The 12,224-nt window shown below is 51.6% G+C and carries 14 protein-coding genes; 3 read left to right on the plus strand and 11 right to left on the minus strand.

Features of this window, described 5'->3' with window-relative positions; genetic code table 11:
- Both EDI29_RS21055 and EDI29_RS21060 read left to right on the plus strand, forming a co-directional pair.
- The coding region (locus EDI29_RS21055; protein WP_137742432.1) for an AAA family ATPase at nucleotides 1–303 on the plus strand (303 nt) is incomplete at its 5' end.
- Between the two features lie 12 nt (nucleotides 304–315).
- Nucleotides 316–744 carry a GNAT family N-acetyltransferase gene (locus tag EDI29_RS21060; protein WP_206664373.1) on the plus strand — a complete coding sequence of 143 codons (429 nt, stop codon included), beginning with the start codon at nucleotides 316–318 and terminating at the stop codon, nucleotides 742–744.
- Between the two features lie 70 nt (nucleotides 745–814).
- On the opposite strand, the gene fre is transcribed toward EDI29_RS21060, so the two are convergent.
- A complete protein-coding gene (gene fre, locus EDI29_RS21065) occupies nucleotides 815–1,516 on the minus strand; it encodes an NAD(P)H-flavin reductase (RefSeq protein ID WP_137742433.1) in 702 nt (233 codons plus the stop codon).
- Nucleotides 1,517–1,565: 49 nt separating this feature from the next.
- The gene (ubiD, locus tag EDI29_RS21070) at nucleotides 1,566–3,062 is read right to left on the minus strand and encodes a 4-hydroxy-3-polyprenylbenzoate decarboxylase (protein ID WP_107169014.1); all 1,497 of its coding nucleotides are present in this window, start codon (nucleotides 3,060–3,062) and stop codon (nucleotides 1,566–1,568) included.
- Between the two features lie 201 nt (nucleotides 3,063–3,263).
- Here ubiD and rfaH point away from each other — a divergent pair, with 201 nt between their 5' ends.
- Nucleotides 3,264–3,752, plus strand: coding sequence for a transcription/translation regulatory transformer protein RfaH (gene rfaH / locus EDI29_RS21075; RefSeq protein ID WP_137742434.1), 489 nt, complete (start codon nucleotides 3,264–3,266; stop codon nucleotides 3,750–3,752).
- 52 nt (nucleotides 3,753–3,804) lie between these two features.
- Here rfaH and hemB read toward each other — a convergent pair whose 3' ends face one another.
- The 9 genes from hemB to rmuC all read right to left on the minus strand — a co-directional run bounded on the left by hemB (nucleotide 3,805) and on the right by rmuC (nucleotide 12,128).
- Entirely contained in the window at nucleotides 3,805–4,827 is a 1,023-nt protein-coding gene (gene hemB / locus EDI29_RS21080) for a porphobilinogen synthase (protein ID WP_137742435.1), read from the minus strand.
- A gap of 17 nt (nucleotides 4,828–4,844) precedes the next feature.
- Nucleotides 4,845–5,627: a 3'-5' ssDNA/RNA exonuclease TatD gene (tatD, locus tag EDI29_RS21085; RefSeq protein WP_137742436.1), complete on the minus strand. Its 783-nt coding sequence runs from the start codon at nucleotides 5,625–5,627 to the stop codon at nucleotides 4,845–4,847.
- Between the two features lie 79 nt (nucleotides 5,628–5,706).
- On the minus strand, nucleotides 5,707–6,459 hold the full coding sequence (gene tatC, locus EDI29_RS21090) for a Sec-independent protein translocase subunit TatC (protein WP_137742437.1): 753 nt from the start codon (nucleotides 6,457–6,459) through the stop codon (nucleotides 5,707–5,709).
- A 3-nt stretch (nucleotides 6,460–6,462) separates the two neighbouring features.
- Nucleotides 6,463–7,056: a Sec-independent protein translocase protein TatB gene (gene tatB, locus EDI29_RS21095; RefSeq protein ID WP_137742438.1), complete on the minus strand. Its 594-nt coding sequence runs from the start codon at nucleotides 7,054–7,056 to the stop codon at nucleotides 6,463–6,465.
- Nucleotides 7,057–7,059: 3 nt separating this feature from the next.
- Entirely contained in the window at nucleotides 7,060–7,320 is a 261-nt protein-coding gene (gene tatA / locus EDI29_RS21100) for a Sec-independent protein translocase subunit TatA (RefSeq protein WP_137742439.1), read from the minus strand.
- Nucleotides 7,321–7,402: 82 nt separating this feature from the next.
- Nucleotides 7,403–9,043, minus strand: coding sequence for a ubiquinone biosynthesis regulatory protein kinase UbiB (ubiB, locus tag EDI29_RS21105; RefSeq protein ID WP_137742440.1), 1,641 nt, complete (start codon nucleotides 9,041–9,043; stop codon nucleotides 7,403–7,405).
- Nucleotides 9,040–9,663, minus strand: coding sequence for a ubiquinone biosynthesis protein UbiJ (ubiJ, locus tag EDI29_RS21110; protein WP_137742441.1), 624 nt, complete (start codon nucleotides 9,661–9,663; stop codon nucleotides 9,040–9,042). The genes ubiB and ubiJ overlap by 4 nt, the downstream gene beginning before the upstream one ends.
- A 12-nt stretch (nucleotides 9,664–9,675) precedes the next feature.
- Nucleotides 9,676–10,431, minus strand: coding sequence for a bifunctional demethylmenaquinone methyltransferase/2-methoxy-6-polyprenyl-1,4-benzoquinol methylase UbiE (gene ubiE / locus EDI29_RS21115; RefSeq protein WP_137742442.1), 756 nt, complete (start codon nucleotides 10,429–10,431; stop codon nucleotides 9,676–9,678).
- Nucleotides 10,432–10,571: 140 nt separating this feature from the next.
- Nucleotides 10,572–12,128, minus strand: a complete 1,557-nt coding sequence (rmuC, locus tag EDI29_RS21120; protein WP_137742443.1) for a DNA recombination protein RmuC — start codon at nucleotides 12,126–12,128, stop codon at nucleotides 10,572–10,574.
- Nucleotides 12,129–12,224 lie beyond the last annotated feature (96 nt).

Here is a 12,224-nt window from a genome sequence, read left to right on the forward strand (position 1 = left end):
GCGTTGGCAATGGAACCGCAGCTTTTACTGCTGGATGAACCCACCTCTGCGCTCGATCCAGAGTTGGTTGACGAGGTATTGGATGTCATTAAACAGGCTGCGCAGGCGGGTAATACCATGGTGATCGTTTCTCATGAAATGGAGTTTGTTCGTCAGGTCGCCAGCCGCGTACTGTTTTTAGAAAAAGGAAAAATCATTGAGGACGGTACAGCGCAGCAGGTTTTTGAACGCCCGCAAATGGAGAGAACCAAAGCATTTCTTTCTCGCTACTACAAACGTTATGAACCGGAATATACCATCTGACACGAGAACACGATGATGTCTATCAGAGTAGAGACAACGACCAATAACATTCCCTGGCAGCGCGTTGCTGACCTGCTGGCTTTTTACGATTTAAGTGATGACAACGCGGCCACACAGGAGAAAATCTTCAAAAACAGCTTCTCCGTTGTCTTTCTGTTCGACGAGGACTTGCTGATCGGCGTAGGACGAACCCTCTCAGACGGCGTTTGTCAGGCGGCTATTTATAATATCGCGCTTGATGAACGCTATCACGGACAGGGATTGGGGAAACGGATCATTCAAGCGTTGGTTGATACGGTCGCACAGTGCAATATTATTTTATACACCCATCCCCAAACCGTCAGCCTGTATGAACACGTTGGCTTCAGACGTATGAAAACCGGAATGGCAAAATACCGCGAGGAGAGTCTGGAGGAGTTAACGGCTCTGAATTTTATTTAGTGTCAGCGTTAGCCCGTCCGGTGACAGGGCTAACGATACAGTATGGTTGAGCCAAATAAATAGGGTTGCGTTAAATAAAAGAAAACGCATCGCTGAACATGTGGGCCGCCAGCGCCCCGCGCTCGTTACAAAAACGCTCACGCGCAATTTTTGCCATCTCAAAACGCCCAGCAATGTAGATATCCTGTTCCGCCAGCGAGCCATAATCCTGCAAAACCGCGCTCAAAACGGTGCCTGTTCTACCATCCCACCCTTCTTCCGGCTGTTCAACGACCGGCACCACACGCAAAGTCGGGTGCTTGGCCGCAAACCCCTCAAGCTCCGTTAAATCATACAAATGCTGGGATTCACGTCCGCCCCAGTAAATGGAGATATCGCGCTCAGGTTGCTGCGCCAGCGCAGTCAGCAAAATAGAACGCACGTACGAAAACCCCGTTCCGCCCGCAATCAATACCAGCGGGCGCGTACTCTCTTCTCGCAGCCAGGCTTCGCCATGCGGAATATCGACCGTCAGGGTTTTTTCCTTGTGAATGCGTTCCATCACGGCCATCGCGTAAAGGTTCAGTTCGGACGCCCCAATATGCAACTCAATAAAATCTTTATCCATCGGGGTTGATGCCAGTGAGAAAGGACGCTTATCTCGGTCCCCCATCACCACCATCAAATATTGGCCAGCCCGAAAGGAAAAAGGCGCTTCAGGTAACAAACGAACGCGATAAACCGTATCGGTTATGGCTTCGACCGAAGTCACTTTACAGCTCAATGTTGTCATGCATTCCCTCTATAGGGTCATAAAAGCAAAACTGAGAACAGAGCAGCCGTTAACGCTGGGGGGCTCTGTCGCTAAAAATGGCCAACTCGTCCCATATTTCATCAATGCGGGCACAAACCTGTGGGTCTTTCTTAATGGGGTGTCCCCACTCACGCTGCGTTTCGCCAGGCCATTTATTGGTGGCATCCAGACCCATTTTGGAGCCTAGGCCAGAAACCGGCGAGGCGAAATCAAGATAGTCTATCGGCGTATTTTCCACTAATACCGTATCGCGTGCCGGGTCCATACGCGTCGTGATCGCCCATATCACGTCTTTCCAGTCGCGTGCGTTAACGTCGTCATCGCAAACAATAACAAATTTCGTATACATGAACTGGCGTAAAAAAGACCAGACGCCCATCATGACGCGTTTAGCATGACCCGCGTACTGTTTCTTCATGGTAACGACCGCCAGACGGTAAGAGCAACCCTCCGGTGGCAAATAAAAATCGACAATCTCAGGAAACTGCTTTTGCAGGATCGGTACGAAAACCTCATTCAACGCCACGCCCAGCACCGCGGGCTCATCCGGCGGACGCCCGGTGTAAGTCGAGTGATAAATGGCATTTTGGCGTTGAGTAATATGCGTGACGGTAAAGACCGGAAAGTGATCGACTTCATTGTAATAGCCGGTATGGTCACCATACGGCCCCTCTGCCGCCATTTCTCCCGGCTCAATATAGCCTTCCAGCACAATTTCTGCACTGGCGGGGACTTCCAAATCGTTCGACAGGCACTTCACCACTTCCGTCTTATGCCCACGCAATAAGCCCGCAAAGGCATATTCTGACAGCGTGTCAGGAACAGGCGTCACCGCACCGAGGATCGTCGCTGGGTCAGCCCCCAGCGCGACGGCGACGGGAAAACGCTGCCCCGGATTTTCCTGGCACCACTCCTGAAAATCCAGTGCGCCGCCGCGATGTGATAGCCAGCGCATAATCAGTTTGTTTTTACCCAGCACCTGCTGGCGATAGATCCCCAGATTCTGCCGCTCTTTATGCGGCCCCCGCGTCACCGTAAGCCCCCAGGTGATCAGCGGCGCAGCATCTTCCGGCCAGCACTGCATCACCGGAATCCGACGTAGATCAACATCATCACCTTGCCAAATCTGTTCCTGACACGGCGCAGAAGACAGTCGCTTCGTCGGCATATTCAATACCTGACGAAACTTCGGCATTTTATCTACCAGATCGCGGAACCCTTTCGGCGGCTCTGGCTCTTTCAAAAATGCCAGCAGTTTACCTACGTCTCGCAATGCGCTGACCTCTTCCTGTCCCATTCCCAATGCAACACGTTTCGGCGTGCCAAATAAATTGCACAGCACTGGCATGTCATAGCCTTTGGGGTTCTCAAACAGGAGGGCTGGACCTTCCGCACGCAGCGTCCGGTCGGCAATTTCCGTCATTTCAAGGTAGGGATCGATGGGCTGGGTAATGCGTTTCAACTCCCCTCTCTCTTCCAGCAGTGAGAGGAATTCGCGTAAGTCACGGTATTTCATGCTATTCATCGGGGGCAGTCTATCGTTCTGGCTATTATAAAGTCTCTTCGCCAGCCTGTCGCTTCCCGCAATGCCTATTTATGGCAAGAATCCAATCATCATCAAGAATCCGTTCGTCATAGTGTGGTAACAAAAAATATCTGCCGAAAATTTTTTATCCTTGCTCGCTTTTGTTATGCTTGCTCGTCGGAATCATAAGTCTGCGAAATTATGGAAGCCTGGTACTTACTATATTGTAAACGCGGTCAACTGCTGCGAGCAAAAGAACATCTGGAACGTCAGGAAGTCATCTGCGTGAGCCCGATGATCACATTGGATAAGATCGTTCGAGGAAAACGAACGGAAGTGTGTGAGCCGCTATTTCCAAACTACCTGTTTGTAGAATTCGACCCAGAACGCATTCACACCACCACTATCAGCGCAACGCGGGGGGTGAGTAATTTTGTGCGATTTGGCGCACTACCGGCGATCATTCCGCAGCAGGTTATCGATGAGTTATCACTTCGCCCTATGCAGGAAGTCATTGACCCGTTGACGCCACAGCCCGGTGATAGCGTAGTGATAACCGATGGTGTCTTCTCTGGTCTCCAAGCTATCTACACCGAACCTGATGGTGAAGCCCGCTCAATGTTACTGCTGAATATGCTAAACAAGCAGGTCAAACACAGTATAGATAACCGAGAGTTTCGTAAATCCTAGCCCAGCGCCGCCCCTATCCGGCGCGTTTATACCACGCCGGATGAGAATAGGCTTAGCGTTGCATATGCTGATCGTGTAGCCACTGTGCGACACGCTTAGCGAAGTAGGTCAGCACGCCATCTGCACCCGCCCGTTTAAAGCACAACAGCGACTCCATCACGACGGGTTGCTCCTGCAACCAACCGTTCTGAATCGCTGCCATGTGCATCGCATACTCACCAGAGACCTGATAAGCAAACGTCGGCACGCCGAACGTGTCTTTGACACGACGAACCACGTCCAGATAAGGCATCCCCGGTTTGACCATCACCATATCCGCACCTTCCTGCAAGTCCTGTGCAATTTCCTGCAAGGCTTCATCGCTGTTGGCCGGGTCCATCTGGTAGGTTTTCTTGTTGCCACCTTTCAGATTACCCGCAGAACCCACAGCATCACGGAAAGGGCCGTAATAGCACGATGCATATTTAGCTGAATACGCCATGATCTGGGTGTTGATCAGATTTTGTGCTTCAAGGGTGTCACGAATAGCGCCGATGCGGCCATCCATCATATCGCTAGGCGCAATAATTTCTGCTCCGGCTTCTGCATGGGACAGCGCCTGACGTACCAAAATTTCCTTGGTGACATCGTTAATCACATAACCCTCCGCATCGATAATTCCGTCCTGCCCGTGCGTGGTATAGGGATCGAGCGCCACATCCGTCAGCAAACCCAGCTCAGGGACGGCGTCTTTCAGCGCGCGGATCGTGCGAGGAACCAGACCATCCGGGTTATAGGCTTCTTCGGCATAGAGTGATTTTTTATCCGCTTCAATGACGGGGAACAGCGACAGCACCGGAACGCCGAGCTTAGCGATCTCTTCGGCTTCTTTCAGAAGCACGTCGATAGTCATCCGGTATACCCCCGGCATGGAGGGAACTTCCTGGCGATGATTTGTCCCTTCCATCACGAAAACGGGATAAATCAAATCATTCACCGTCAGTTGATTTTCAGCAACCAGACGACGGCTGAAATCATGGCGGCGAATACGGCGCATACGTCGGCCAGGGAACGTGCCGGGAAAAGCAGTGCTCATGTCATTATTCTCCTGAATCAGGCCAGCCGGAAAACCCGGCGGGCATTTTCATCTGTTGTCTGTCCCAACCATGTGGCATCTTCTCCACGCCACTCCGCAATCTGGCGAATAATATGAGGCAGATAACAGGGTTCGTTACGGCGGGAAGCCGGTTTAGGGCGTAAATCCCGGGGTAACAGATAAGGTGCATCGGTTTCCACCAACAGCCGATCGGCAGGAATATGCGGCAATAAGGCACGCAGCTCAAGCCCACGGCGCTCATCGCAAACCCAACCGGTAATGCCAACCATCAGCCCCGCAGCAAGACACTCATCCAATTCATGGCGATTACCGGTAAAGCAGTGAATCACGGCGGCAGGTAACTGATTCAGCCAGGGCGTCAACAGGGAAATAAAGCGGGGATGCGCGTCACGACAGTGAAGAAAAACCGGCATCGACAGCTCAGCCGCTATCGCTAACTGTTCGCTGAATGCCCGTTCCTGCTCCTCTGGAGTCGAAAAGTTACGGTTGAAATCCAACCCGCATTCACCAATAGCAACCACGCAGACGGCGCTTGCCATGTGATGAAGCTGTTCAGCGATGGCGTCATTCCATTGGCTGGCATCATGCGGATGAACGCCCGCCGTTGACCAACAGTAATCGGGATAGGCTTGCGCCAGTAACATGGCCTGATGGCTTTCCTGGGCGTTGGTTCCGGTGATCAAGATGCCACTGACACCCGCTTGCTTTGCCCGGATGACGACCTGTTCCCGGTCTTTTGCAAACTGAGAACTGGTTAGGTTGACACCAATATCAAACATGACTCTCACTCTGGCGAATAAAAAAATAAGACCTCTCAAAGAGAGGTCATTTTACCGTCCTGCCGCAGGGAACTGTTCGTTACTGCGATGGCTCTTCCGTTTCAGCCCGTCGGCCTTTGCCAACATAAAACCGCGCGAAGAAGACACCGATCTCAAACAGCAGATACATCGGAATCGCCAGTAGCGTCTGTGAGAAAACGTCCGGCGGCGTCAGCAGCATCCCGACAACGAATGCGCCCACCAAAATATAAGGCCGCTTTTTCTTCAGGTCTTCTGGCGTCACCACACCACTCCAGCAGAGCAGTACAATGGCAACCGGCACCTCAAACGATACGCCAAACGCCATGAACAGCGCCATAACAAAATCGAGGTAGTTATTGATGTCGGTCGCAATCAACACGCCAACGGGTGCCGTTTTCGCGAAAAAGCCGAACGCTAGCGGAAACACCACAAAGTACGCAAACGCCATGCCTGAATAAAACAGCAGGCTGCTGGATACCAGCAACGGCATCATTAAGCGACGCTCGTGTTTATATAGAGCAGGAGCGACAAACGCCCACACCTGATAGAGCACCAGCGGCGCAGCGACAAACACTGAAACAATCATCGTCAGCTTTATCGGCGTAAAGAAAGGCGAAGCGACATCAGTCGCGATCATGCTAGCACCGGCAGGTAACTGCTCGATGAGCGGTGCAGAAACCACTTGGTAAATGTCATTGGCAAAGAACACCAGCACAACAAATACCGCCAGCACACAGATAATGCTGTTCAGTAGCCGCTTGCGTAGCTCAATCAGGTGGCTAATTAGCGGTTGAGTATCTTCATCGGCCATAAACTAACGACTATCGCTCGGTTGGCGGGCAGAAACAGCAGAAGACTGGGACTGCTCAGGTTTGACATTATCGTTGCCGACAGCTTCATCACGCGTGGCGTTGCGACCATCGTGGTGATGTTCAGCAGCAGCACCGTTTTCAGGTTTAGGCTGGCTGTCTGTTGGACGTATTGCTGTTTCCGCTTCAATCACCCCGTCGTAGGCCGCTTCGGGATCGTTCAGCGGGGTGTTATGTTGCGGTTCCATCGTCGCGCTATGCCCATCCGATTTTTGGTGGTCATCTGATTTTTGCGGCGACGATGTCTCGGTATAGCCACGCTTCATCGCTTCTGCTGCCTCTTTGAGTTCATCCATTGAGGCTTTCAACTCAGGCGACAGATTCTGCAAACTGGCTTTTTCGACTTTCTTCAGGCTTTCCTGAAACTCCTGGAGTTTCAGCTCCTGCGACAGTTCATTCTGAACTGTAGACGCCAGCGAACGCAGCGTCCTGATCCAGCTTGCAACTGTCCTGACAGCAACGGGCAATCGTTCTGGCCCGAGAACAATCAGGCCAAGAACCATCACCAATAGCAATTCACCAAAACCGATATCAAACACAGATTACACCTGCTCTTTATGCTGGCTCTTCGTGTCGCCCTGCTTAACGTCTGATTGGTTGTCAGTGATAGACTTGGTAGCGAAATCAGCATCTGGCTGCGTTTTGTCTGCGCTAGTGGACGGCTGCTCGTCACCCATCGCTTTCTTAAAGCCTTTGATTGACGCGCCCAAATCTGAACCCAGCGTTCTCAGCTTGTTAGTTCCGAACAGCAAGATGACGATAACTGCAATAATCAGCAGGTTCCAGAGACTAATACCACCCATAACATTTACCTCTTTTCAAAAAGGGGAACGACAGAATTCTCGTTATTATATCGGGTAATTCTGGCGTACATCATGATCTGCTTCAACGAGTGCGACGCCAACCGATAATCCAGACAACTATTCCTGCTGCCATCAACCCTGCGGGAACCATATCGGCTTCAACACCGCTGATTAGCAACAACGTACCACTGATTAGTAGCGTTGCGCCAATACCCAAAAGATATCGTGACTGTCCCTGACGAGCATGCTGCGCTTTCAACTCATGTGTCAGCTTATCGACGCTTTGTTTTAACATCTTATTCTGACGCAATCCGTCATAAAACAGTTCAGGGATTTCCGGCAATTTCTCAGCCCAGAACGGTGCCTTTTCTTTTAGCGCCCGGAAAACCGCAGGTAAACCGACCTGCTGCTTCAACCAGCTCTCCAGAAACGGCTTGGCGGTTTTCCACAGATCCAGCTGTGGATAAAGCTGCCGACCCACGCCCTCAATATACAGCAGCGTTTTTTGCAGCAAGACCAACTGAGGCTGAACTTCCATATTGAAGCGACGCGCTGTATTAAACAAATTCAATAATACATGGCCGAACGAGATTTCCGCCAACGGCTTCTCGAAGATCGGCTCACAGACCGTCCGAATAGCAAATTCAAAATCTGCCACATTGGTGTCCGCCGGCACCCAGCCTGAATCTACATGCAGCTCGGCGACTTTGCGATAATCACGGTTGAAAAAAGCGATAAAATTCTCGGCCAAATAGCGCTTATCTTCTTTATTCAACGAACCGACGATACCGCAATCAATACCGATGTATTGCGGATTTTCCGGGTGCTCGTAGCTAATAAAGATATTGCCGGGATGCATATCCGCATGGAAGAAGCTGTCGCGAAAGACCTGCGTAAAGAAAACCTGAACGCCACGCTCTGCCAGCAATTTCATATCCGTGCCATTGGCCTGTAGCGCCTCGACATCAGAAACAGGAATACCGTAGATGCGCTCCATGACTAACATACTTTCGCTGCAATAATCCGAATAAATTTCTGGCACATACAGCATTGGGCTGTTATCAAAATTACGTCGTAGTTGGATGGCGTTGGCTGCTTCTCGCAGCAGGTTCAACTCATCAAGCAACGTTTTTTCGTATTCCAGTACGACTTCGCGCGGGCGCAGACGGCGACCGTCCGGCAAGAGGCGGGGCAACCAGCCAGCCAGACGTTTCATCAAGCGCATATCTGCCTTGATGACAGGCAAAATATCCGGGCGGATCACCTTGATAACGATCTCTTTTCCCGTGCTTTTCAGACGGGCGGTATGAACCTGCGCAATCGAGGCAGAGGCCAACGGTTTGATATCAAAATCGTCAAACCACTCTTCAAGAGGGATTCCCCCCATCGACAGCTCAATTTGCTCACGCGCTAGTTTGCCATCAAACGGTTCAACCTTATCCTGCAACATCGCTAACTGATCGGCGATAGAAGGTGGAAATAGATCGCGACGCGTCGACATCATTTGCCCGAACTTAATCCACACGGGTCCCAGCTCCTGAAGCGCCAAACGCAGACGTTCCCCTAAAGGCATATTGCGGTGACGATTAGGTAACCAGAACAGCAGGCGACGCCCCGCACGCAGCGGAAACGTCAGACGCATTTTAGGAATGAGTTCATCCAGACCATAGCTCAGCAATACACGTACAATGCTGTAAAGGCGGCGTAATTCACCGGGCGTCATCGTAAAGCCTCCAGTTTCGCCAGTCGTTCGAACAACGCATCGACGGATTTATCCAGCGCAACAATTTCCTCATGAAACCAGGCATTTTCCAGTTTCCCCGGAGCCAGTCGCCACTCTTCCGTTAACGTCTCGGACAAGAAATGTTGCTGCTGATGTAATGACCGCTTCAGGAAGTTCAGGGTTTTCTGTGCAGTCTGGCTAAGCCCCTGAGCAACAATGTCGCCCAGATAAGGGGACAACCATTCCGCCGGATCGAATTCCGCCAGATCGCACAGCACGATGAACTGTTGAACGACTTGAATATCACCTTCAATAACCAGTTCACCGCTGCGCATCAGCGATGATAGCTGTTGACGATCGCGTAACTTCATCAGAACCGGAACGCGTGTGTTCAGACGACAATCAGCCAATTCGCCCCACTGGCTGACAACGTCCAGACGCTGTTCGCTAAACACCAGCACCAAGGGGACATCCAGTTCAGCCAGCGCGATCTGGAGTGTTTTCCCCTGTAAGCGCTGACGGGCAGACCTCATGCTGCGATCGCAAGAAACGGTATCGTGAAAAAGCAGCTGATTCAGCGCGGTTTCCAGCGTAGCAGTCAGAAAAGACGTTATCAGCATTGGCATTTCCAATCAGAATTTAAACCCACGGTGCAGCGCAACAATTCCACCAGTGAGGTTGAAATAGTTAACGCTGTCAAAACCGGCATCGCTCATCATCCCTTTCAGCGTTTCCTGATCGGGGTGCATACGGATGGATTCCGCCAGATAGCGATAGCTCCCGGCATCACTTGCCACGGCTTCGCCGATCCTCGGCAGGATATGAAATGAATACGCATCGTAAACGGAGCTTAGTTGTTTAATCACCGGTTTGGAAAACTCCAACACCAGTAACCGACCACCGGGCTTCAGCACGCGGTACATGGAGCGCAGCGCTTTGTTTTTGTCCGTCACGTTGCGCAGACCAAAAGAGATGGTAATGCAGTCGAAGAAATCATCAGGGAACGGCAGCGCTTCTGCATTGGCCTGCACGTAGTTGATATTGTCGATAATGCCTTTGTTACGCAGTTTCTCGCGGCCGACTTTCAGCATTGATGCGTTGATGTCTGCCAGAATGACCTCACCACCTTCACCAACCATGCGGGAGAATTTAGCGGTTAAATCTCCTGTCCCTCCGGCAAGATCCAGAACGCGCTGGTTACGTCTTACCCCACTACATTCAATAGTGAAACGCTTCCAGATACGGTGGATACCAAAAGACATCAGGTCATTCATCAGGTCATACTTTGCGGCTACAGAATGAAAAACCTCAGCCACCATGACTTCTTTTTCATCCCTGGCGACAGTCCGAAAACCAAAGTCGGCCGTATTCTCCTGCTCACTTGCCATCTTATCCGCCTACTATTTCAGTCAAATTTCGGGTCTACCCATTAATGGTAAGAGTGTACCAGACCCGGATAAAAACCCCACTGCACTAATTTCGCATAGCGAAGGTGCCAAGCCCGCGAAATCCATACCTATTTATACCGTCATAATTCAAGCTGCCTGTGCGGCGGCCGCCCTTCTTCACCTTCCATTTTTACAGTCGGTGAATCCGCGTCAGACGAGGTAGAGCCGAGTAATTCATCGCGTTCAGCGTGCTCATGAGCCGTTGCTTTTTCCGCCAATGATGGGCTGATCGTGCGTTTAATTTCTACACCCAACGCGCGGAAACCCTCAGCCTGGCCAATAAGGTTACCACGCCCAGACGAAAGTTTATTCATCGCCTGACGATAAGTGCCCTGCGCTTTATCCAGACTCTGCCCTAGCACTTCCATATCATCGACGAACAACCGCAGTTTATCGTACAGCCGCGAGGCTTTTTCGGCGATCTGCTGTGCGTTGCGGCTCTGTTGTTCATAGCGCCATAAATTGTTGATGGTGCGTAATGCCACCAGCAGTGTGGTCGGGCTAACCAGCATAATATTGTTCTTCAGCGCTTCGTTGATCAGTTCAGGCTGGCGATCGATGGCAACCAGAAAAGCGGGTTCGACGGGAATAAACATCAGCACGTAGTCTAGCGAACGCAGCCCCGGAAGCTGTTGGTAATCTTTGCTGCTCAACTGCCGAATATGGCTGCGAACCGAGAGCAAATGTTCGTTCAGCGCCGCACTACGCTCTGTATCATCGTCACTATTGAAATAGCGTTCGTAGGCCACCAGCGACATCTTGGCATCGATCACGACATCTTTGTCCTGCGGTAAACGCACGATGACATCAGGTTGCAAACGGCTATTTGTCCCCGTTTGCACACTGACCTGCGTTTGATACTCATACCCTTCGCGTAGGCCAGACGCTTCCAACACACGGCTTAACACCACTTCGCCCCAGTTCCCCTGCGTTTTATTGTCCCCTTTCAGCGCTTTCGTCAGGTTGATGGCTTCGTGTGCCATCTGCGCGTTCAACTGTTGCAGATTGCGGATCTCGTGCGCCAACGTGTGACGCTCGCGCGCCTCCGCGCCAAAGCTATCCTGCACCTGACGGCGGAACCCATCAAGCTGCTCACGCAGCGGCATCAGCAGCTTATCCAGACTCTGTTTATTTTGCTCGTCCACCTTGCGGCCGCTGTGTTCGAAAATGCGGTTCGCCAGATTCTCAAACTGCGTTGTCAACCGCTGTTCACTGTTTGCCAGCAGTCGCTGCTTCTCTTCAGCCGCCATACGGGTTTCTTCCAGCCGAATGGTGACTTCCCGCAACTCCGCTTCCTGCGCGCTATTGATTTCACGCAGCGTTCGCAGTTCCTGATTTAACTGCACGCACTCGGTACGGAGTTCACCGAGCTGTTGCAGCTTTTCATGGCTGGCAGAAAGTTGCGCGTGAACCGTGCGCAGCTCTAGCTCGTTTTGCCGCAGCCGCTGTTCGTCTTGCTGCTTTACCTGCTGCTGTTCGCTGAGCGATTGCTGGGTTTGCTGTAATGTCTGTGCCAGCAGCCGTTGTTCGGTATCATGCTGTGACAGCTTCTGCTGATGAATCAGGCTGGCAATCAACCACCCGACTAGTAGCCCAACCGCGCTGCCGCCCAGACCATAAAATATGCTGATATCCACTTTGCCTCCGCAGGCCTTTCACGCTGTCGGTCAAGGTAAAATGATACTGTATGGATGTCCAGAAACAATTCCGGTAGGGAAGACGCTGAGCAGAAA

Source organism: Pectobacterium polonicum (assembly GCF_005497185.1).
Classification (GTDB): domain Bacteria; phylum Pseudomonadota; class Gammaproteobacteria; order Enterobacterales; family Enterobacteriaceae; genus Pectobacterium; species Pectobacterium polonicum.